20 protein-coding genes are annotated in these 21,782 nt (G+C 67.2%); 8 read left to right on the top strand and 12 right to left on the bottom strand.

Features of this window, described 5'->3' with window-relative positions; translation table 11 throughout:
* Positions 1 to 11 precede the first annotated feature (11 nt).
* Positions 12 to 995, top strand: a complete 984-nt coding sequence (locus AC4JJG_RS13030) for an adenylate/guanylate cyclase domain-containing protein (protein WP_495401445.1) — start codon at positions 12 to 14, stop codon at positions 993 to 995.
* Here the strand turns inward: AC4JJG_RS13030 and AC4JJG_RS13025 are convergent.
* Genes AC4JJG_RS13025 through AC4JJG_RS13010 form a run of 4 tightly spaced genes read right to left on the bottom strand, consistent with a single transcriptional unit; the run spans position 950 to position 4,023 of the window.
* Positions 950 to 2,035 (bottom strand): sulfate/molybdate ABC transporter ATP-binding protein, encoded by a 1,086-nt coding sequence (locus AC4JJG_RS13025; protein WP_495401446.1) that lies wholly within the window; start codon positions 2,033 to 2,035, stop codon positions 950 to 952. The genes AC4JJG_RS13030 and AC4JJG_RS13025 overlap by 46 nt on opposite strands.
* On the bottom strand, positions 2,032 to 2,811 hold the full coding sequence (locus AC4JJG_RS13020; protein ID WP_495401447.1) for an ABC transporter permease: 780 nt from the start codon (positions 2,809 to 2,811) through the stop codon (positions 2,032 to 2,034). The genes AC4JJG_RS13025 and AC4JJG_RS13020 overlap by 4 nt, the downstream gene beginning before the upstream one ends.
* A 16-nt stretch (positions 2,812 to 2,827) precedes the next feature.
* Positions 2,828 to 3,592: a molybdate ABC transporter substrate-binding protein gene (gene modA / locus AC4JJG_RS13015; protein ID WP_495401448.1), complete on the bottom strand. Its 765-nt coding sequence runs from the start codon at positions 3,590 to 3,592 to the stop codon at positions 2,828 to 2,830.
* Complete coding sequence (locus AC4JJG_RS13010) at positions 3,589 to 4,023, bottom strand: TOBE domain-containing protein (RefSeq protein ID WP_495401449.1); 435 nt, start codon at positions 4,021 to 4,023, stop codon at positions 3,589 to 3,591. Before AC4JJG_RS13010 ends, modA begins: the two co-directional genes overlap by 4 nt.
* A 170-nt stretch (positions 4,024 to 4,193) precedes the next feature.
* Here AC4JJG_RS13010 and AC4JJG_RS13005 point away from each other — a divergent pair, with 170 nt between their 5' ends.
* Together AC4JJG_RS13005 and AC4JJG_RS13000 are read left to right on the top strand one after the other, a co-directional pair.
* Positions 4,194 to 5,201 carry an ATP-binding cassette domain-containing protein gene (locus AC4JJG_RS13005; protein WP_495401450.1) on the top strand — a complete coding sequence of 336 codons (1,008 nt, stop codon included), beginning with the start codon at positions 4,194 to 4,196 and terminating at the stop codon, positions 5,199 to 5,201.
* On the top strand, positions 5,198 to 6,049 hold the full coding sequence (locus tag AC4JJG_RS13000; protein ID WP_495401451.1) for an ABC transporter permease: 852 nt from the start codon (positions 5,198 to 5,200) through the stop codon (positions 6,047 to 6,049). The genes AC4JJG_RS13005 and AC4JJG_RS13000 overlap by 4 nt, the downstream gene beginning before the upstream one ends.
* Before the next feature lie 255 nt (positions 6,050 to 6,304).
* Here AC4JJG_RS13000 and AC4JJG_RS12995 read toward each other — a convergent pair whose 3' ends face one another.
* Positions 6,305 to 7,660, bottom strand: a complete 1,356-nt coding sequence (locus AC4JJG_RS12995) for an ROK family transcriptional regulator (RefSeq protein WP_495401452.1) — start codon at positions 7,658 to 7,660, stop codon at positions 6,305 to 6,307.
* Between the two features lie 470 nt (positions 7,661 to 8,130).
* Here AC4JJG_RS12995 and AC4JJG_RS12990 point away from each other — a divergent pair, with 470 nt between their 5' ends.
* Both AC4JJG_RS12990 and AC4JJG_RS12985 read left to right on the top strand, forming a co-directional pair.
* Positions 8,131 to 9,333, top strand: a complete 1,203-nt coding sequence (locus AC4JJG_RS12990) for an LLM class flavin-dependent oxidoreductase (RefSeq protein WP_495401453.1) — start codon at positions 8,131 to 8,133, stop codon at positions 9,331 to 9,333.
* A 143-nt stretch (positions 9,334 to 9,476) separates the two neighbouring features.
* Positions 9,477 to 10,556, top strand: coding sequence for a sigma-70 family RNA polymerase sigma factor (locus AC4JJG_RS12985; RefSeq protein WP_495401454.1), 1,080 nt, complete (start codon positions 9,477 to 9,479; stop codon positions 10,554 to 10,556).
* Here the strand turns inward: AC4JJG_RS12985 and AC4JJG_RS12980 are convergent.
* Positions 10,544 to 11,020: a VOC family protein gene (locus AC4JJG_RS12980; protein WP_495401681.1), complete on the bottom strand. Its 477-nt coding sequence runs from the start codon at positions 11,018 to 11,020 to the stop codon at positions 10,544 to 10,546. The genes AC4JJG_RS12985 and AC4JJG_RS12980 overlap by 13 nt on opposite strands.
* Positions 11,021 to 11,474: 454 nt before the next feature.
* Between AC4JJG_RS12980 and AC4JJG_RS12975 the strand changes: the two genes are divergently transcribed.
* On the top strand, positions 11,475 to 12,167 hold the full coding sequence (locus tag AC4JJG_RS12975; RefSeq protein ID WP_495401455.1) for a histidine phosphatase family protein: 693 nt from the start codon (positions 11,475 to 11,477) through the stop codon (positions 12,165 to 12,167).
* 13 nt (positions 12,168 to 12,180) lie between these two features.
* Here the strand turns inward: AC4JJG_RS12975 and AC4JJG_RS12970 are convergent, their stop codons facing one another.
* The 5 genes from AC4JJG_RS12970 to AC4JJG_RS12950 all read right to left on the bottom strand — a co-directional run bounded on the left by AC4JJG_RS12970 (position 12,181) and on the right by AC4JJG_RS12950 (position 16,644).
* Positions 12,181 to 12,924, bottom strand: a complete 744-nt coding sequence (locus AC4JJG_RS12970; RefSeq protein WP_495401456.1) for an SDR family NAD(P)-dependent oxidoreductase — start codon at positions 12,922 to 12,924, stop codon at positions 12,181 to 12,183.
* Complete coding sequence (locus AC4JJG_RS12965) at positions 12,921 to 13,961, bottom strand: phosphotransferase family protein (protein ID WP_495401457.1); 1,041 nt, start codon at positions 13,959 to 13,961, stop codon at positions 12,921 to 12,923. Before AC4JJG_RS12965 ends, AC4JJG_RS12970 begins: the two co-directional genes overlap by 4 nt.
* A complete protein-coding gene (locus AC4JJG_RS12960; RefSeq protein WP_495401458.1) occupies positions 13,958 to 15,181 on the bottom strand; it encodes an acyl-CoA dehydrogenase family protein in 1,224 nt (407 codons plus the stop codon). Before AC4JJG_RS12960 ends, AC4JJG_RS12965 begins: the two co-directional genes overlap by 4 nt.
* Positions 15,182 to 15,290: 109 nt before the next feature.
* Complete coding sequence (locus AC4JJG_RS12955; protein ID WP_495401459.1) at positions 15,291 to 15,932, bottom strand: TetR/AcrR family transcriptional regulator; 642 nt, start codon at positions 15,930 to 15,932, stop codon at positions 15,291 to 15,293.
* A gap of 22 nt (positions 15,933 to 15,954) precedes the next feature.
* Positions 15,955 to 16,644: a TetR/AcrR family transcriptional regulator gene (locus AC4JJG_RS12950; protein ID WP_495401460.1), complete on the bottom strand. Its 690-nt coding sequence runs from the start codon at positions 16,642 to 16,644 to the stop codon at positions 15,955 to 15,957.
* Between the two features lie 135 nt (positions 16,645 to 16,779).
* On the opposite strand from AC4JJG_RS12950, the gene AC4JJG_RS12945 reads away from it, so the two are divergent.
* Complete coding sequence (locus tag AC4JJG_RS12945; RefSeq protein WP_495401461.1) at positions 16,780 to 17,739, top strand: oxygenase MpaB family protein; 960 nt, start codon at positions 16,780 to 16,782, stop codon at positions 17,737 to 17,739.
* Positions 17,740 to 18,097: 358 nt separating this feature from the next.
* Here the strand turns inward: AC4JJG_RS12945 and AC4JJG_RS12940 are convergent, their stop codons facing one another.
* On the bottom strand, positions 18,098 to 19,381 hold the full coding sequence (locus tag AC4JJG_RS12940) for an alpha-hydroxy-acid oxidizing protein (protein WP_495401462.1): 1,284 nt from the start codon (positions 19,379 to 19,381) through the stop codon (positions 18,098 to 18,100).
* Between the two features lie 133 nt (positions 19,382 to 19,514).
* Here AC4JJG_RS12940 and AC4JJG_RS12935 point away from each other — a divergent pair, with 133 nt between their 5' ends.
* Positions 19,515 to 21,770 carry an MMPL family transporter gene (locus AC4JJG_RS12935; protein WP_495401463.1) on the top strand — a complete coding sequence of 752 codons (2,256 nt, stop codon included), beginning with the start codon at positions 19,515 to 19,517 and terminating at the stop codon, positions 21,768 to 21,770.
* The last annotated feature ends 12 nt before the right edge of the window (positions 21,771 to 21,782 follow it).

Here is a 21,782-nt window from a genome sequence, read left to right as displayed (position 1 = left end):
GAGCGGAGCCCATGACCGAATCCCCCCAGAGCGACTCCGGGGTCGCCACGGGTGAAGCCGACACCAGCGACGAGCCGCGCTACACCCGCGACGAACTGATCGCCGAACTCGGACTCTCCCAGGAGTTCGCCCAGAAGATCTGGAACGCTTTCGGTTTCGCGCGCCGCACCACCGGCGAGAAGATCTTCACCGAGGCCGACCTCGCAGCACTGCGGGTCTTCGCGGCGGCGGAGTTGACCCTCCCGGAGGGCGCACAGGTGGCCACGGCGCGTGCCATCGGACAGAGCATCGGCAAACTCGCGGAATGGCAGGCCGATCAGCTGCGTGCGCTGGCCGCCGACCCGGACGTGCCGTGGACCGTCGACCAGATGAGTTCCGCTCTGGGGCAGGTACAGCAGCTCATCTGGCGCCGCCACCTTCATCTCGCGCTGGCCAAGGACGTGGTGCAGGACTCCGACGAACGCATGGAACTCGTCGTCGGATTCGCCGACATCGTCGGGTACACCAGCCTGTCGCGTTCCATCGCGCTCGACGAATTGGAGGCGCTGCTCGAGGAATTCGAGGACTCGACCTTCGACATCGTCACACAAGCGGGCGGTCAGGTGATCAAGACGCTCGGCGACGGCGTCCTGTTCACCTTCCGCGATGCTGGCGCCGCCGCGGCCGCCGCCATCGAGATGCATCAGCTGACCGAACAGGGACGGATCCCCGCGATCCGGGTCGGCCTCGCGCGGGGACCGATCCTCAGTCGTCTCGGGGACGTCTTCGGCGAACCGGTGAACATCGCCGCGCGATTGGCGGGTTCGGCCCGCTCCGGCACCACGCTCGTCGACGACGTGGTGGCCGACCAACTCTCCGACGACGACCGCTTCTATCTGAAATCCATTCCGCCGCTGCATGTCCGGGGCTATCGCCGACTCCGGGGACGCGCCCTCGAACCGAACCGTCGTCACGACCCCGACGAGTCGGTGTCCGACGACTCACCGACACCGTAGATCCGCACCTCACTCGCTTTCACCGAGAGCCACACCGGCTGTCCGGCCGCGAGTTCCAGGTCTGTAACCGCCGACCAGGTCACCTCCGCATCGACGGTATGACCCGCGCATGCGGTACGCACGACGGCGCCGTCGCCACGCGGCACGACGTCGGTGATCAGCGCAGGCAGCGTGGTTCGGGGACTTCCGTGCGGCACCTCGCGATACACACCGACAGCGCGTGGCGAGAACGCGGCGGCGGCCGCGCCGTGCGCCGCGTCGTCCACCACCCGGCCGGTGATCCGTTGTCCCTCAACGACAACGGCGTCTCCGTCCCGCACACCGATCACGAGATTCAGTCCGGACAGCGAGGCGGTGAACGAATGCGCCGGCGAGGTGAGCACCTCGCGGGTGCTGCCGCGATCGACCACGCGGCCGTCGGCCAGCACGACCATGCGGCCGGCCAGACTCACGGCGTCGATCGGGTCGTGGGTGACAAGCACCGTGATACCGTCCCGCTGCGTGATGAGTTCCCGCAACATCGACCGAATCTGCTGGGCCACAGTGACATCCAGTGATGAGAAGGGTTCGTCGAGCAGCAGTACCTCGGGTTCGGCGGCCAGGGCACGGGCAATCGCCACCCGTTGCGCCTGACCGCCGGAGAGACGACCGGGCATCTCGTCGGCCAATTCCGTCGTTCGGGTCGCCTCCAGCCACCGTTTGGTCCGAGCGTCCACCTCGGCCCGTCCGAGCCGCGCGGCCGATGGTCCGTAGGCGACGTTGCGGCGCACCGTCAGATGCGGGAAGAGCCGGGGCTGCTGGGTGAGCAGCGCCACGGATCGTCGGTGCGGTGGCAGATACCGGCGACCATCCTGAAGTACCCTGTCGCCCAGAATGATTCGCGATCCCTCGGTGCGCCGAAGTCCCGCGAGGACGGCGAGCGTCGAACTCTTGCCCGCGCCGTTCGGTCCGAGCAGCGCCAGCGTCTGCCCGGGCGCCACATCGAGATCGACATCGAGGGCGGGGTCCTCGCATCGCACCTGCGCCACCAGACCGGTCATAGGGCGGACCGTCCCGCCCGGACATGCACCGCGACGACCACCAGCAGCGCGAACACCATCAACACCAGGGCCAGTGGCAACGCCCGGGTGGGATCACTGATGGCGTCGAGATAAATGCGCAGCGGCGCTGTCTGGGTGGTCCCCGGCAGGTTGCCCGCGAAGGTGATGGTGGCGCCGAATTCGCCCAGGGCGCGGGCGAACGCGAGCACCACGCCCGCGAGCAATGCGGGACGGACGAGCGGCAGGGTGACGGTCCACAGCGTCCGGCCGGGTCCGGCCCCGAGAGTGGCCGCGACGTGTTCGTAGTCATCCCCCGCCGACTGCAGCGCCCCCTCCACCGCGATCACCAGGAACGGCAGCGCCACAAAGGTTTGCGCGACCACCACCGCAGCGGTGGTGAACCCGAGCGTGATGCCCACATCGTCGAGGTACCGCCCGACGATGCCGTACCGGCCGAGCGCGTAGAGCAGTGCCAGCCCGCCGACGACCGGCGGCAGCACCAGCGGCAGCAGCACCAGAGCGCGCAACACCCGGATCACCACGGAGTTCCACCGCGCGAAGACCACGGCCATCGGGACGCCGAACAGCACACACAGCAGTGTGCTGATGACGGCGGTGATCACACTCAGCCGCAACGCATCCAGTGACTCCGGCGAGGTGACGCCCGACCATAAGTCCGGCCACGGCATCCGGACGACGATCGCGAGCGGACCGATCAGGATGAAGGCGACACCGAATGCCGCGGGCAGATACAGGAGCGGCGGTATCCGGCGCATCGTCACCCTCGCCCGGTCAGGACGCCGGCGGGGTGAAGCCGGCGTTTCCGAGAATCTCGCTGCCCGTCTGACCGGTGACCATGCCGACGAACATCGCCGCGTCGTCGCGGTGCGACGATTTCCTCAGCGCGGCAATCGGATACCGATTGACCACGGTCGCGAAGGCCGGGTCGCCGACGACCGAGATCTTCGGCCCCGCGGACTTCGCATCCGTGACGTAGACGAGCCCGGCGTCGGCCTCCCCGGAGGTCACCTTCGAGAGCACCGCCGTCACCGATGGTTCCTCGCTCACCGGCTCGAGCCGGACACCGGTCTTCTTCTCGACGCTTTCGGTGGCCGCACCACAGGGCACCTCTACGGCGCACACCACCGTGCGCACACCGGGAGTGCGCAGATCGGCGAAACGCTGAATGTCCTTGGGATTCCCCTCGGCGGTCACGATGACCAAGGTGTTGGTGGCGAAGACCTTCGGGTCGACGACGGCGTCGCCGAGGGTGTCCATCGTCTTCTCGTCGGCGGTCGCGATGACGTCGGCGTCGGCGCCCTGCCGGATCTGGTTCACCAGAGCCGACGAGCCGCCGAAGTTCAGTGTCACGTCGACATCCGAGTGCGCCGCCTCGTAGCGGTCGGCGATCTCGGTGAACGTCTTCGTCAGCGAGGCAGCGGCATAGACGTTCAGCGTCGTCCGGCCCGACGAGTCGTCCCCCGAACATGCCACCAGCGATCCGGCCAGCACCACCCCGGCCGTCACGGCCGCCCGGATTCTCGCGTTCGTCCTCATCGCTCCCCCTCGGTGTCGGTCTCCGTCCGGACGGGCCCCGGCCGTTCGACGATGACGGTGGTGGCCTTCACGACCGCCGAGGCGATCACCCCGGGCTTCAGGTCCAGTTCGCGCGCGGCGTCGGCACTCATCAGGGAGGTCACCTCGAAGGGTCCGCACTGCAGGGTCACCTGCGCCATGACCGTGTCGGCGACGACATCGGTGACGAGTCCCGTGAAGCGGTTGCGCGCCGATCGGAGTACTCCGGTGCCGTCATCGGCCGGCGTCGCGGCCCGATCCCGCGCCATTGTTGCCAGCGCTTCGCCATCGACGGTGGTCACGCCACTGCCCGGCGTGGACGCGGGCAGTCGGCCTGCGACGATCCAGCGGCGAATGGTGTCGTCGCTGACGCCGAGCACCGCTGCGGCGTCCCGGATCCGAATCTGCCCCACCCGGTGATGGTAACCGCATGCTCGGAGATAACGCCGCCAAGAGTCCGAGTTCGCGGAATAATCACTGCATCCGTGCACTCCCGATGAATTCTGCGGACCGTCGAAGTCCATTCCTCTGACGGCCGAAAATCCGTCGCCAAATGTCACATCTCATCGTTAGCGTGGAGAACATGACCCCAACCCCCGTCCCGGCCTCCGATCAGGACATCGCCATCGAGGCCATCGACCTCGTCAAACGCTTCGGCGACTTCACCGCCGTCGACGGCGTCAGTTTCCAGGTACCACGTGGTTCGGTGCTCGGCATGCTCGGACCGAACGGCGCGGGCAAGACCACCACCGTCCGCATGATGACCACCTTGTCGCCGCCCACCAGCGGTACCGCCCGGATCGCCGGCTTCGACGTCACCGAGCAGCCGGAGATGGTGCGCCGCAACATGGGCCTCACCGGCCAGGCGGCGACCGTCGACGAGATTCTCACCGGCCGCGAGAACCTGCGGATGATCGGCGGGCTCTACGGCATCGGCAGGCGCGCACTCAAGGAGCGCAGCGAGCAACTGCTCTCGCAGTTCTCCCTCACCGAGGCGGGCGACAAGCAGGTCAAGGCCTACTCCGGCGGCATGCGCAGGCGTCTCGACCTCGCGGTCAGTCTGCTGGCCGCGCCGCCGGTGCTGTTCCTCGACGAACCCACCACCGGGCTCGACCCGCGGAGCCGCTCCGAGCTCTGGGATGTGTTGCGGGACCTGGTATCCGACGGCACCACCCTGCTGCTGACGACCCAGTATCTCGAGGAGGCCGATCAACTGGCCGACGACATCGTGGTGATCGACAAGGGCCGCGTCATCGCGCACGGCACCCCCCTACAGCTCAAGGAGCAGGCAGGCGCGGCCAGTCTGGTCGTCACCGTCTCCGACGACGCCGACATCTCGGCGGCGGAGGCGTTGCTGCGCAAGGCCGGTACCGAGGTCTACGTCGACCGCGGCGCCCGCAGGCTCACCGCACCCGCCGAAGGGCTCGGCGACCTGACGCGCGCCGCTGGCTGGTTCACCGAGTCCAACATCGCCATCGACGATCTCGGACTGGCACGCCCCAGTCTCGATGACGTCTTCCTCTCGCTGACCGGGCACCGCGCCGAGGACAGCACCGAATCCGAGTCCGAACTCGAGGAGCAGAGCGCATGACCACCACCATCAACGCCGACGGCGCGGTGGCCTCCCACCGTCCGGCGATCAAACAGACCTCACTCTGGCAACAAGCATGGATCATGGTGAAACGCAACATGATCCACACCAAACGCATGCCCGAGATGCTGTCCGACGTGACGATTCAGCCGATCATGTTCGTGGTGCTCTTCGCGTACGTCTTCGGCGCCTCGATCACCAACACGGGCGCCGGGTCGTACAAGGAGTTCCTGCTCCCCGGCATCATGGGGCAGACCATCGTGTTCACCGCGTTCATCGTGGCCACCGGCATCACCAACGACCTCGACAAGGGCATCATCGACCGATTCCGGTCCCTGCCCATCGACCGGTCGGCGGTGCTCATCGGCCGCAGTATCGCGAGCCTGCTGCACTCCTCGATCGGCATCGTGGTGATGGCCCTGACCGGTCTGGCGATCGGGTGGCGCATCCGCACCTCCTTCGTCGACGCCGTGCTGGCCTTCGCGCTGGTGCTGCTCTTCGGCTTCGGGATGATCTGGTTCGGCATCCTGATCGGATCGTGGCTGAAGTCGGTGGAGGCGGTGAACGGTTTCATGTTCACCACGCTGTTCCCGCTCACCTTCCTGTCCAACGCCTTCGTACCGACCGCACCGATGCCCGCGTGGCTGCGCGCCATCGCGGAATGGAATCCGATCAGTTCACTCGTGCAGGCACTCCGTGTGCTGTGGGGCAACGGGCCCGCGGCACCCGCCGACGCACCGTGGCCGCTGCGTCATCCGGAGCTCTCCACGCTGATCTGGTCGATCGTCCTCACGCTGGTCTTCGCACCGTTCGCGTTGCGGGCGTACAACAAGCGCACCTCGAACTGAGCGATACCACCGGCTGATCGAATAGCAGTGATCTCGATACGCCGACTCGCTGCGCTCGCCGCCTACTCGATCAGCGAGGGGCACCTTCGCCGACCGAACCGCTGATCGAGTAGGCCGAGGCGCCAACGCCTCTCGCTGATCGAGTAGGCCGAGGCGCCAGCCGAGGCCGTATCGAGATCCCGGCGATCTCGATACGGCGGCTCGCTACACTCGCGCCTACTCGATCAGCGCTTGTCGTGCCGGGGATCGTCGCGTTCAGGCCGTCTGGGCGAGCGCCTCGATCGGATCGGAGTAGATCGCGTCGAGGGAGACCGCGCCGGCCGCCTGCTGCTGCACGGTGGTACCCGAATGCGACACCCGCACATCACGATTGGCGATGACCGAGGTCGACTTCACGGCCTTGGCGACGGTGGGCAGAGTGGCCGGGAAGTCGGTGAAGGCCTGTCCGCCGAGCACCACGTGATCCGGGTTGAAGATGTCGGAGATGAGTGCGACGGTGCGCCCGAGCACCTCGGCGCGCTCCTCGAGCAGCGCCCGTGCCGTGACGTCGCCACCGCGCGCCAGGTCGTAGACCGCATCGATATCCGACACCGAAAAGCCCAGTGCCCGAGCGGCTTCCACGACGCCGGTGTCACTGACGGCGGACTCCAGGCGACCGGTGCCCGCCGGGTCAAGAAGCTTCGTCTCGCCGGTCGGGAAATGACCGACGACGGGCGGACCCGCGGTCGGTGTGTGGACGGACCCGTCCATCGTGAAGGCGATACCGACCATCTCACGGGCATAGAAGTACAGGAAGCTGGACTTCTTGTGGTCGGGGTTGACCAGCAGTTCGGCCGCCGCCATCGACTCCACGTGGGAGGCCACCGACACGGGCAGACCGACGGTCTGGGCGATGACCCGGCCCACCGGGGCGGCCGACCAGGCCAGCCGCGGATGATCGACGAAACCGCCCGGAGCGACCCGGCCGCCGATCGCGACGCCCGCCCACAGCACGCGCCGGCCCGCCCAGCGGCCCAGGAACCGGCGGGCACTCACACCGATCTCGGTGAGCGTCTGCTCCGGGGTGTCGGCCTGCGGGGTGGGGATCTGGATCGCCCCGACGACGCGGTGCAGCAGATCGTGGGTGGTGATCGAGGTGACCTTGTAGCCGATATGGATACCCAGTGTCAGGAAGTCGGTGACGTTCAGTTCGAAGGGCAGGCGCGGGCGGCCGATGGCACCGGCGGGTGCGAGATCGGCGCGCTCACGGATCAGTCCGGCCTTCAGCAGTGCGCCGACCTGGCGGTTGACGGTGGAGATGCTCAATCCGGTCTGCTCCGCGGCATCGTCGCGGAAGACCGGCCCGGACAGTCGCGCGGTGCGCAGGACCAGCGCGGCGGGTTTGTCGGACAGCTGCAGCTGCGGGGTTGCGACGTGAATTTTCGTGGCTCCCTTCCGCGGTGTCCCATAGGCGAGGGCGCGGGGCGAGCGGAGGCCGGTCCGGTTACGGTTCGCGGTCTGCGAGGGCGCAGGCCGTGGGGTCGTGCGCGGAGCCGGCTGCCGGGTGGTGGTCGTGGTGGCGGCGGCGCCGGCCGTCTCGGAGTCGAAACGGCGGTCGAGCGTGGCGGTCATATCGTGTCCTCATCGAATGTGCCACATCAGCGCGCGGGCCTGAAGGCGGCGCAGCCTGATGGGCGGGAAGATCGGGTCGTCGTCGACCCGGAAAAAGAGCAAACCTCGCAGCCAGTGAGCGGGCGCGGGTGTGAGCGCGGGTGGGTCAGCGCATTCGACGACAACAGAGAACACGGGCCAGCGGCAGACGGCAGCCCAGAGCAGTCGTCACATAGGTGACGTCCGGGACATACGACTGGTGGCTCGGCATGGCGACCAAATTAGCAACGCCGATCCGCGCAGGCAACCCGGGCATCGCGGGCGGATCCGGCCGCACGCCGCCTCGGATATGGGCGCTCACCGGCGACTATAGGGACTCCCCGGGGCCTCCGGAGGGGTTCTGCGCACGGTGATTCCAAGATGCGCACACTCCGTGCGGGGTGACGTTCACTGGAGGTCTGTCCGATACGTACGTCGCAAGGAGTTGTCGAGTGTCCGCCCGCTTTCACTGGTTCCTGCCCACCTACGGGGATTCCCGCAATCTGATCGCCGGTGGACACGGCAGCAACATGGAGGGTGACCGGCCCGCCGACCTCAAGTACCTCAACCAGCTCGCCGCGGCCGCCGAGGTCAACGGCTTCGACGCGGTCCTCACGCCCACCGGCCTGTGGTGCGAGGACGCCTGGCTGACGACCGCGATGCTGGTCGAGACCACCGATACGCTCCGCTTCCTGGTGGCACTGCGCCCCGGCCTGACCAGCCCGACCCTGGCCGCACAGATGGCGACGACCTTCCAGTGGCAGTCCAAGGGACGCCTGCTGCTGAACGTGGTGACCGGTGGCGAATCGTCGGAGCAGCGGGCCTTCGGCGACTTCCTCAGCAAGGAGGCCCGGTACGAGCGTTGCGGCGAATACCTCGAGATCATTCGCCGCCTGTGGGCCGGCGGCGGCCCGGTGGACTTCACCGGCACCCACCTGCGGGTCGACGGCGCCCAGCTCGCACGCATTCCGAATCCGTTGCCGCCCATCTTCTTCGGCGGATCGTCGGCGGCCGCGGGCGACGTCGCGGCCCGGCACGCCGACACGTACCTCACCTGGGGTGAGCCGCCGGCACAGGTCGCCGAGAAGCTCGACTGGGTCCGTGGGCTCGCCGCCGCGCAGGGACGTTCACTGACCTACGGCATCCGGCTCCACGTCATCAGCCGTGACACGTCCGAACAGGCCTGGGCCGAGGCCGACCGGCTGCTGAAGGGATTGGATCCGTCGGTCGTCGAGACCGCGCAGCGAAACCTCGCCCGCTCCGAGAGCGAGGGACAGAAGCGCATGCTCGCCCTGCACGGCTCCGGCAACGCCTTCGATTCCGCGGGCGATGCCCGTGCACTGGAGATCTACCCGAATCTGTGGACCGGGGTCGGCCTGGTGCGCGGCGGTGCGGGTACCGCGATCGTCGGCTCGCACGAGGAGGTCGCCGATCGCCTCGCCGAGTACGCGGGTCTGGGCATCGATCACTTCATCCTGTCCGGGTACCCGCATCTGGAAGAGGCCTATCACTTCGGTGAGGGCGTCCGGCCGCATCTGGTGCGGCGCGGACTCGTCGACGGCGACGAGATCGTCCGCGAGCCGGTGCGGGGCGCTTTCCTGTCCTCGGTGCCCGGCGGAGAGAACGACTCCACTCGCTCCGTCAGCGCGAGCTGAGCGTCCGCGTCCACACATCCGCGTCCACAGCGGACACCGTTCGGCGTCGTCGGTTGCATCACGCGGTCGACGGCGACGAGCGGTGTATGCCATGGACGGTTTTCCTTCCGCCGTTGTCGGCGGTGTCCCGTAATCTTGATCACATGTCCACAACTACCGCCGAGGCGGGCTCCGACGCCGACTTCCTGGAGGTCACGGAGCCGTTCCGCCGCGAGATCGTCGCGCACTGTTATCGGATGATGGGCTCCCACCATGACGCCGAGGACCTGACACAGGAAACCTATCTGCGTGCATGGCGCGGATACGACAAATTCGACGGCCGGGCATCGGTCCGCACCTGGCTGCACAAGATCGCCACCAACACCTGCCTGACCGCATTGCAGAGCCGGCAGCGCAGGCCGATGCCGTCGGGGCTCGGCGGCGACGCCTTCGACCCGACCGACGATCTGCTCCAGGACCACGAGGTGCCGTGGCTGGAGCCCTTCGCGGGCACGGTCGACGACGTGGCACCGTCCGACGACGCCGACCCCGCCTTTGTCATCGGGGCGCGCGAATCGATCCGGCTCGCCTTCGTCGCCGCGCTGCAGCATCTGCCCGAACGTCAGCGTGCCGTGCTGATCCTGCGCGATGTGCTGCAGTGGCGGGCCGCCGAGGTGGCCGACACCATCGGCGTCACGACCGCCACCGTGAACAGCCTCCTCCAACGGGCCCGCGAACAGGTGAAAGACGTCACCCCGCAATCGGATTCGACGGACGCGATCGGCTCACGTGAGGCCGACCTCGACCCGACTCAGCAGGCGCTGCTCGCCCGGTACGTCGCCGCGTTCGAGCAGTACGACGTCGACGCGATCGTTGATTTGTTCACCGCGTCCTCGATCTGGGAGATGCCGCCCTTCACCGGTTGGTACCGGGGCGGCGAACAGATCGGCACCCTCATTCGCGGCAACTGTCCCGCCGAGAAGGCGGGCGATCAGATCATGCTGCCGACCACGGCGAACGGTCAGCCGGCCTTCGGCCTGTACATGCGCGAACCGGGCGACGGCGTGCATCGTCCGTTTCAGCTGCATGTGCTCGACCCGGACCCGGCCCACCCGGACAAGATCGGGCACGTCGTGGCGTTCATGAGCGATTCGATGGAGGAGTACTTCGCACGCTTCGGCCTACCGCCCACGCCTTACGACGCCCCCGCGCGGTCCGCGCCGTCGCCCTATCACCAGGGCTGATCGCCGGATCCCTGAACGTCGGACCCCTGATCGTCAGACCCAGGACACTCATCGCGCCGCACAGCCACGGCCGGATCCAGCCAGACGAGCTCCCACGCGTGGCCGTCCGGATCGATGAATGCGCGCGTGTAGATCCCCGTGAGGTCGAGCGGCGCCCGCAACTCGCGACCACCGTGCGCGAGGGCGGCCGCCAGCCGTCGATCGACTTCGGGACGGGATTCCGCGGAGACCGCAACCACCGCTTCGCGCGGGCGGTCGTGCGCGGCTTCGGCGAGGGCGATCGGGCAGGACGCCGCATATCCGGCGAAGCGGCGGAGCTGATGAAGGAGAATCCGCGCACCGGAGTTCACGGCCAGACACAGGGTCCCGGCATCACAGAACGCATCCTCGAATCGGAAGCCCACCGCGGCGAAGAACTCGCGGGACCGGGTCACGTCGGCCACCGGCAGACTGACGAACAACATCGTCGACACGTCGCATCTCCATCTCACTTCATCGCCCGACGCTCACCTTCGTGACCCGATATAGGGGCAGACTCGACGTCCACAGCGAAATCATCGGTCCGCGAAGCGATCCGGGCAAAGAAATAGCGAGGCGCCATCCTCTGGGGGGTCGGATGGCGCCTCGCTTGGGGGGAACCGCCAAGGGTCGGCACTGGGGGGACAGCTCGCCTTGGCGGGAGCACCTCGGAAGGGCTACAAATCCACTGTAGCACTTATCTGCAACATGACAATATGCAAATTAAAGAAAACAGATAGGCGTCTAAGCGACGGATGTGTGTGCGATTGCACATAAATAGGCCTGGCCGAACAGGCTCCGACACTGATGTCCAGTATGCCTCGCATTTGATTGTGCCCTCAATGTGACGATGACCGCCAGCGTCGTACATACGAAAAGACAAGCATTAATCTGAACGCCATGGGCGTCATTTATCTCGTGCGGCACGGTCAGGCCGACCCGAATGCGTACGGCATCATCGGCACCGAGCAGGACGCTCCACACGGGCCGGGCGGTCTCACCGAAACAGGGGTGGAGCAGGCTCGGCTCACCGGCACCGTACTCGCCGGCCTGACCGACCGCGTGACGACCGCCGTCAGCGGCGATCTGCCCCGACAGACCCAGACGCTCGCCACCGCTCTCGGCCAGGTCTCCGACAGCCCGGCGCCGGGTATCGACATCGATTGGAATGAATACGCACTGCCCGCGATCGTCGGCTCCGCGACCGCCGAGGAGTACCTCGACGGACGTGGATATCAGCAGCGACTCGATGCCGGCCTGCAGCAATGGATTCAGGCGGGTGATCGGTCCGACGGTCCGGGCGGCGAAACCTATCCGCAGTTTGCCGCCCGTGTCGCCGATGCCGCGAAACGCGTGCAATCCCAGGCGGGGTCGGGCGAGACCGTCGTGGTGGTCTCGTCGGCAGGGACCATCACGCAGTGGCTCGCCCAGCTCTGGGGCATTCCGGACGAGAACTGGCCTGCACTCGCACGCACGATGGTCAACGCGTCGATCTCGAAACTGGTCGTCGGACGCAGCGGCGTGACCGTGGTGTCCTTCAACGAACACCTGCACCTGTCCGACCGCGACGGCGGGATCGCCACCTACCGCTGATGCCGGATGCCGGTCAGGCGCGATGCAGATTCGTGCCGGGCCTGGTCAGTACGACGTTGGGCAGTACGGCATATCTGGAGAGCGCCGCCGCCGTGTAGGCGATGGATGCGACGTCGTCGACGGTGATCATCTCCTCGGCCGGAATCCGGTCCTTGAGCCAGTCCGTCATATCGGTGTTCACGTAGCCCGGCGCAATGGTGGTGGCGCTCACGCCATTCGGGGATTCCTCGAGATTGAACGTCTCGCACAGCGAGATCAGAGCGGCCTTGGTGGCACCGTAGGCGGACAGTTCCGGCTCGGGATAGACACCGGTGATGGACGCGACCGCGACAACCTTGGCCTTTCCGGCATTCTCGGCGGTGGCACGCATCAGCGGGATCAGGGCCTGCAGGAGAATGAAGGGCGCCCGGACGTTCACCTGGTACAGACGATCGAATCGTCGGACCGGCAGGTCCGCTACCGCCCCTTTCTGTCCCATTCCCGCGTTGATGATCAGCGCATCGCACCGGCCGAACGCATCGGCGTGAGCCGAGGCCAGCTCTGCGAGCCCGTCGTCGTCGGTCATATCGGCGGGGACCACCTCGACCCGGCCCGCACCGAGCTTGCGCAGTTCGTCGGCGCGCTCGTCGAGCGCTTCGCGACCCCGCGCGCTGATGGTGAGATTCCAACCCTCGGCGGCGAATCGGCGTGCGATGGCAGCCCCGATGCCGCGGGACGCACCCGTGACAAGCGCGACCCGCCCGTCGGATCCGGTCACTGAGTTCCTCCTGAGTTGCGGGCCGGTGCGCTCAACTGAGCAAGTCCGGCGGCGATGAATTCGGCGGTGGCCTCGGCGGCGCGCTCGGCACCGTCGGACGCGGCACCGGACCTCGCCCGGTGCGTGATGCCCTCGGCGATCACGCCGAGCTTCAGGTTGGCCAGCGCCAGATAGAAGTCCCAGTCCCCCAGGTCGCGACCCACGCGTGTGGCGTACGCCTGGGCGATCGCATCGGCCGACGGATATCGGTCACTGGTCCAGGCCGCTTCGAAGCCGAGCACACGATCGAAGACCGGACGGCGGTACACACACATCAACGCGATGTCGGTGAGCGGGTCACCGAGTGTGGACAGCTCCCAATCCACCACGGCCCGAACAACTCCCGGATCGTCGGCGGACAGAATCGTGTTGTCGACGCGATAATCGCCGTGCACGACGGTGTTGCGCGTATCGGCCGGAATGCGTTCCGAGAGAGCCGCAACCAGTCGTTCGACGTCATCGAGTTCGCGGGTTTTCACATGCCCCCACTGACGAGCCCACAGCTTGACCTGCCGTGCGGCGAAGCCGTCCGGCCGCCCGAATTCGCCGAGACCCACCGCTGCGTAATCCACCTCGTGCAGCAGCGCGAGGGTTTCCACCAGGCCGTCGATGTTGCGCCGGATGTCGTCGTCGGACAGATCGGTCAGGTCGCCGGCGGAACGGATGACCCGCCCGTCGACGAACTCGACGACCGTGAACGGCACCCCGATGACGTCGCCGTCCGCATCGTGGGCCACGGTGCGGGCGACCGGCACGCCGGTGTCCTGCAGCGCGCTGGTGACCGCCCATTCGCGATTCATGTCGTGTGCGGACGGTGTGAGGCCGCCCGTCGGTGGGCGCCGTACGACCCACACGGTGCGGCCGTCGGTGACGCGGAAGGTCAGATTCGATTTACCACCACTGATCAGGTCGACGGTCAACTCGCCGGCGACCTCGACTCCGTTGCGCTCCAGGAAGTCTCGCAGCAGCGCGGCGTCCAGCGCCGGGTGCCCGCTCACGCGTCCGCCCGGTCCGCAGCCGCCTGGCGCGCCTTGGTGGCGCGGCCGATGGCCCGGCGCGCAAGTGCCCACCGGTGCACCTCGGAGGGACCGTCGTAGATGCGGAACGGGCGTAGTTCGCGCTGCAGCCGGGCGAGTGGCAGGTCGTCGGAGACGCCCATGCCGCCGCACATCTGGATGCATCGATCGACGATCCGCGTATACGCCTCGGCGGCAAAGGTTTTCGCGATCGATGTCTCGTTGGAGGCGTGATTTCCCAGATCCAGTTCGTGACAGGCGGTCACGAGCAGCGACATGCTCGCCGCGAGGTCGATCTCGTTGTCGGCGACCATCTGCTGGATCATGCCGAGATCGCCCAGTCGGCCGCCGAATCCCTCGCGCTGCGACACATAGTCGACGGCGACATCCTGTGCGCGACGGGCCGAACCGAACCAACGCATCACATGGGTCATGCGCGCCGGTCCGAGCCGCACCTGCGCGTAGCGGTAGCCCTGATCGACCTCGCCCAGGATGTCCTCGTCCGGCACGAAGACGTCGGTGAAGTCGACCTCGCAGTGGCCGCCGATCATCGACCGGTCGGTGGTGTGGATATGCCTGCCGACGGTGATGCCCGGGGTCTCGGCGGGCGCGAGGAACATCGTCGCGCCACCGCGATCGCCGGGCGCACCCGAGGTCCGCGCCATGATGATGAAGAATGCGGCGCCGTCGGCACCGGTGATGAAGTGCTTGCGGCCGTTGATCCGCCAGCCACCGTCCACCTTGGTCGCGGCGGTGCGCAGGGCGTTGGGGTCGGCCCCCGCGCCGGGTGGCGGCTCGGTCATCGCGAAGGCCGAGCGCACGTCGCCCGCGGCGAGGGGTGCGAGGAACTTGTGTTTCTGCTCGTCGGAGGCGATGTGCGCGAGCATGTGGATGTTGCCCTCGTCGGGTGCGCCGATATGCAGCGCGACCGGACCGAAGGTCGAATATCCGGCGGCCGCGAAGACCGGCACACGATCGGACATGTTCAGGCCGAGGCCACCGAATTCGACCGGCGCGTGGGGCGCGAAGATGCCCGCCTCACGGGCCTTGGCGTTCATCTCCCGACGCAGGTCGTCGCCGCCGGCCGCGGTGATGTCGCCGTCGTTCGCGTTCTCGATCGGCAGGACGTAATCCCGGACGAACGCCTCGGTGCGGGCGACGATGTCGGTCACCTCGGCGTCGTATCGCAGGTTTACGGACATCGGCTCTCCTCGTCGATCGGGGCATACGGTCCACAGCGTTGCCGACCGATCGATCGTTCGGCGTCCGTCACCTTGCCAAACCGGGAGCGCCCGGTCAAGTGCCGGGGCGTCAGTTCGTCCGCGGGCGGTATCCGACGAGCGCGCGGGCGAGCTGGAGATTCCGTGCGATCAGTTCGTCGGCGTCGAGTTCGCCGTCGAGCTTGAACCAGGTGGAGACACCGACGCACATGGTGGCGACGGCCCGGCTCGCATCCTTCGGGTATTCGGTGGCGAAATCGCCGGCCTCGACGCCCGCGAAGACGATCTCGTCGACCATGCGCTGCTGGCGGTCCCGGTGACCGATGTAGGTGGGCCGGTAGTCGTCGTCGAGGCTGCGGATCTCCGTCGATCCGACGAAGGCCTGCTCGCGCCGATACATGTGGAATCGCAGAAGGGATTCGACGATCGCGTCGAACTGGTCGACCGGCGCATCCCCCGCCTCCGCGACAGCGGTCTCGGTCCGCTGCAGCAGATCGGTCATCGTCCGTTCCAGAAGCCCTTGCAGGAGAGACTGTTTCGACGGGTAGTGGTGGTACAGCCCAGGGACGGACAGGTGCGCCCGGGCGGCGATCTCCCGCACGGATGTCCCGTGATACCCGTGCTCGGTGAAGGCCGCGAGCGCCGCGGCCAGTGGCACCGGCAGTTCGGCCTCGCCGTAATCGCGCCACTGACCGAACGACTGTGGATGCCCCTCGTCCGTCGCGCTGCTCATGGATCCAAAGATAGCCTGGTGGTCACGGGGTCCCGGAGGTGGTGGGGTCGCCGACCGGCCCGAAGACCCCGTCACGCACCCCGTCGGCCAGAGTCATCATCAACGCGACGCTGACCTCGACGACCCCGTCCCGGTCGAGTTCCAGATCGCCGTCGAGCCACGCCGCGAGGACCCGGCCGAGTCCGCCGACCTGGAAGTTGGCGGCGGCCAGCGCGGGTGGCCCGGCAGCGACGTCGAGGACTCCCGACGCCGTCTGCAGCGTCAGCCCGGCGAAGAGTCCGGTCGACTCCGCACGCTTGTCGGCGATGGTCGGACTCAACAGCTTGGGCGAGAACAGCAACCGTCCCTTGCGCCGGTCGGCGTCGATGACGTCGACGATCGCGGCGACCGCACCCGCCACCATCGCCCGCATGTCGCCACCCGCGGCGAAGGCCTTGAGGGCCGCCTCCGAGATATCGGCGATGACCTCGTCGAACGCGGCGCCGACCAGGCTCTCGATCGAATCGAAGCTCTCGTAGAAGTACCGGGTGGTGAGCCCGGCCTGCCGACAGACCCCGCGCACGCTGATCGATCCGCCCTCGGGACCACCCAGCGAATCCAGCGCCGCGTCGATCAACGTCGCACGGCGACGGGCCACCCGGCGCTCGCCGTTCTCGCCCCCGTACGCGCGCAGCGGCTCGGTGCCGCCGGTCTCGCTGGTTGTCGCTGCCACGTCCCCATACTGACATCTGGCACAGGTCGTCGTCAGAACCTTGACAGCACCGGCGGATCAGGACTTCAATAAAAGAGAGAACGGACGTAGTCAGAATCGGTTCGGGTAGCCCGGCCGCAGAACATGGGAGCACCGATGACCTCGGAAGCCATCTCCACCCCGGCCATCTCCACCCCGGCCACCTCCACCCCGGCCGCCGCCACCTCGGATATCACCGATGTCACGGCGATCAATCCCGGCGCCGACACCGAATTGCTTCCCTCAGGCGCCCGGATGACCCGCGGTGAACTCGACGCCCTGCCGTCGTCGCAGCTCGAGATGCTCGGGATCTCGGCGCTCGCCGGACCCGCGAACGTCATCATGCAGCTGGCACTGCCGGCTGTCGGTTACGGCGTCTACGAGAGCAAGGTCGACAGCGGCAATCTGTTCAAGCATCCGCTCAAGCGCACCAGGACCACGCTGAGCTATCTCTCGGTCGCCACGATGGGCAGCCCGAAGGACCGGAAGGCGTACCGCAAGGCCGTCGGCCGCGCACACGCGTATGTCCGGTCCGATGCCGCGAGCCCGGTGGCCTACAACGCCTTTGATCCCACGCTGCAGCTCTGGGTGGCGGCCTGTCTGTACAAGGGCTGGGAGGACATGCAGACGATCTACGGCGATCCGTCGGCGATCACCGAGGAGGCCTATCAGAACGGCGCGGTCCTCGGCACCACGCTGCAGGTGCCGCGCGAGATGTGGCCCGCGACCCGTGCCGACTTCCAGAAGTATTGGGACGACACGGTTGCCGGACTCGAGATCGACGCCACCATCCGCAAGCACCTCATGTCGATCGTCCATGCCGAATTCGGGCCGCGCTGGCTGAGCCGCATCTACGGCTGGTGGTTCCAGCTGCTCACCACCGGCTATCTGCCGCAGGAATTCCGCGACAAGATGGATCTGCCCTTCCCCACCTGGCAGCGGCTGATCTTCGACGCGCACAACCGGCTCGCGCGGTTCGTCCTGCGGTATATGCCCACGTGGGTTCGTCAGTTCCCGTTCAACGCCCTGCTGCTGGATGTGCGCTGGCGTATCCGCACCAATCGGCCACTCGTCTGAGGCGCATCCGGGATCTCGATACGCGTACTCGCTGCGCTCGCACGCTACTCGATCAACGAAGTTCGCCGGCCGAGTCGCACCCGCACGCCACTCGATCAACGAAGTTCGCCGGCCGAGTCGCACTCGAGCGCTACTCGATCAGTAGAGTTCGCTGGTCGAGTCGCACCCGCACGCCACTCGATCAGTAAAGTTCACCGGTCGAGCCGCACCCGCACGCCACTCGCTCAACGAGGTTCGCCGGCCGAGTTGCGCTCCAGTGCTGCTCAATCAAAAAGGTTCGCTACTCGATCAGTAGAGTTCGCTGGTCGAGTAGGCCACGAGCGCAGCGAGTCGCCGTATCGAGACCTCCGGGCCACCCTCAGATGCGTTGCAGCGCATCCTGATCGAGGCCGGTGACATCGGTGTGGCCGGACAATCCGAGGGTGAGGTCGAGTTCGCCGATGATGTTCGCGACCGCATCACGCGCACCATCGGCACCGGCCAGCGCGAGACCGTACATGTGCGGACGGCCGATGCACGCCGCGTCGGCGCCGAGTGCCAGGGCCTTGAAAACATCTGCACCGGTATAGATCCCGGAGTCGATGAGCACCTTGATCCGGCCGTCGACGACCGGCGCGATGGCGGCCAGCGCATCGACCGACGAGATGGCCCCGTCGACCTGCCGGCCGCCGTGATTGGACACGATGATGCCGTCCACCCCGGCGTCGACGGCCTGCCGCGCGTCATCGGGATGCAGGACACCCTTGAGGACGATGGGCAGCTCGGTGCGCGCACGCAGACGTTCGATGTCCTTCCAGGACAGGGAGGGTCGCGAGTAGATGTCCAGGAAGGTCTGCACCGACGCCCGCGGTTCCGGTGCGGTGAGATTGCGCAGTAGCGAGCCCGGTACGTTGCGTGCGATCCGGAACAGTGTGCGGATCGCGCCGAGCGACACCTCCGGACGTTCCGCGTCGCCGTCTCCGTTCACCCGTTCCGCGACGATCTCCCGGAACCGCGGGTCCGAGGTGTACTGGTCGATACCCTCGGCCCGTGCGAAGGGCAGCGACCCGAGGTTCAGATCCTGCGGCCGCCAGCCGAGCATCGTCGTGTCCAGGGTGAGCGCGACGGCCGAGGCTCCCGCGGCAGCGGCCCGTTCCAGCAGGCTGTCCACCAGATCGTCGTCGGTCGACCAGTACAGCTGGAACCAGCGCGGCGCTCCCGGCCGCACCCTATCCATTTCCGCCGCAACATCTTCCATCGGCGCGCTGCCCTGGTTGGAGAAGATGTAGGGCACGCCGAGTTCGGCGGCGGCATGCCCGATGTGCACGTCCGCGCGGTCGGCCGCCAGCGCGCCCGCGCCCACCGGCGAGAACAACACGGGTGCGGGCAACCGGTCACCGAAGAGGTCGATCTCCAGATTCCGCTCCGACACGTCGCGCAGCACCCGCGGCACAATGGCCCAGCGGTCGAGCGCGGCCCGGTTCGCGGACATCGTGCGGCCCTCCCCCGCGCCGCCCGCGATGTACGCCCAGGCCCGGTCCGACATCTCGCGCCGGGCCCGTCGTTCCAATTCGGCGAAGTCCGTGGGGATTCGGGGTGTTCGTCCGTGGACGCCCTGTGTGTAGATCTCGTTCTGCCGGGCGCGACCGTATCCGGTTGTCATGGCGACATCATAGGGTTCGGCCACGCGCGTGAGTCGATTGGCCGAAATGCCGGATACGGACCAGGTCATCGCACCGAACACGCTCTTCGCACCGTAGGCTTTTGGGGGCATAACACCGACACGGAGGTCTGACGTGGCACTGTCGCTGTACCGACTCGGCCGATTCGCGTTCCGTCACAAGTGGTGGTTCATCGGCGTGTGGGTTGCGACGCTCGTCGTCCTCGGTTCTCTCACCAGCGCCCTGGCGCCCAAGTTCGCCACGGACTTCGAACTGCCGGGTACCGATTCGGATCGCGCCATGTCGGTGATGAAGAACGACTTCCCGGCGCAGAACGATCAGCTGATGAAGGCGTCGACCAGCATCGTGATCTTCGCCGACGACGGTCTCGCGAAACATTCCGCCCAGATCGACAAACTCGTCGAGGCCGCACGAGAACTGCCGAAGGTGACCGCACCGGACACCATCGCGAATCCGGTCACCGTGGCCGCGGCCGATCCGGCGCTGGCCCCGCGGGTTCTCGGCGCCGACGGCACCGTCGGCCTCATCCAGGTCCAGCAGGACATCCCGCGGGAAAGCCTCGACGGGACGAACAAGGCCGAGTTCGAGGATCTGCTCGCCGAATTCCGTGGCAACGGTCTGCAGGTCGAGGGCACCGGCGCACTGATGCAGGTCTTCGAGGCGGGCGGGCCGGCCGAATTCCTCGGTTTCGCGCTGGCCTTCATCATCATGATCGTCGCGTTCGGCGCGCTGATCGCGGCGTTCATCCCGATCGTCACCGGCGCCCTGGGCGTCGGCATCACCATGCTCCTGGTCCTGTTGAGCGCCAAGGTCATCGACGTCCAGCAGAGCGCCACCATGATCATCACCATGCTCGGCATCGCGGTCTCCATCGACTACGCGCTGTTCATCGTGTCCCGCTACCGATCCGAGCTGAATCTCGGCGGCACCCGGGAGGCGGCGGCCGGTCGCGCCGTCGGGACCGCGGGCGCCGCCGTATGTTTCGCCGGACTGACCGTCGTCATCGCGGTGGCCGCGCTCGCGGTGGTCGGCATCCCGTTCGTGACCCAGATGGGTGTCGCGGCCGCCGGTGCAGTGGTCATCGCGGTGCTCGGCGCGATCACGCTCATCCCGGCGCTCCTCGGCGCCTTCGGTCGCCGCGTGTTCACACCGCAGATCCCGGGGCTCCGGCACGGCGACGAACCGGATTCCCAGCCGTCGAACGGTCTGCGCTTCGTCCGCATCCTGACCCGCTACCCGTTGCCCATCGCGCTGATCTTCCTGATCCTGCTGGCGGTGGCCGCCATCCCGATGACCAAGATGGAACTCGGCATGCCGTCGACCACCGACAGCGAGCACGCAGCCGTGCAGTTGCTCAAGAAGGGCTTCGGCGAGGGTGTCAACGGGGAGTTGCTCGTCGTGGTGAGCAAACCCGCCAACGGCGACGTCGCGACCGCGGCCGACGACGTCGTCGCCCATGTCAAGAAGCTCCCCAACATCGCCAACCCCGAACAGATCATGTGGATCGGCAACGGCGCCGACATCAAGAATCCGCAGGCCGGCGCCGACGCGGCCTTGATCACTGTGACGCCGGAGCTGTCGCCGAACGGCCCGGAAACACATGATCTGATGAACGCGATCCGCGATTACGCGAAGACCTCACCCGACGGTGCGACGGTCAACGTCGGCGGTCAGACCGCGATCATGGCGGATATCTCGGACAAGCTGTCGGCCGCCCTGATCCCATTCCTCATCGTGGTGGTGGGCTTGGCGTTCATCATCCTGATCATCGTGTTCCGGTCGCTGCTGGTGCCGCTGATCGCGACCATCGGCTTCCTGTTCTCGGTGCTCGCCACCTTCGGTCTGACCGTGTGGATCTTCCAGGAAGGGCACCTCGGTATCGCGACCTATCCCCAGCCGATCATCGCGTTCCTCCCGATCTTCCTGATCGGCGTGGTCTTCGGTCTGGCGATGGACTACCAGGTGTTCCTGGTCTCCCGTATGCGGGAGGAGTACGTCCACGGACTGTCTGCCAAGGACGCCGTGATCGTCGGCTATCAGCACGGCGCCCGGGTCGTCGCCTCGGCGGCCATCATCATGATCGCGGTGTTCGCGTCCTTCACACTGGTGGACGACACGACCACCAGGATGATGGGCTTCGCGATGGCGGGCGCGGTGTTCTTCGACGCCTTCATCATTCGCATGATCGTGGTGCCCGCCATCATCACGATGCTGGGCAATGCCGCGTGGTGGCTGCCGGGCTGGCTGAACCGCATCCTGCCGAATGTCGACATCGAGGGCACGGCCATCCGTCGCATCCCGATCAACGAGGCGGACCCGGCTCTCTGGACACCGCCCCCGGCCCCGGCATCGTCGAGCGCTTCCGCCTGACGCTCCCGCGAC

The organism is Gordonia sp. B8661-1 (assembly GCF_059427765.1).
The sequence above is the reverse complement of the archived record's forward strand: the minus strand, read 5'-3'. Positions and strand labels throughout refer to the sequence as shown.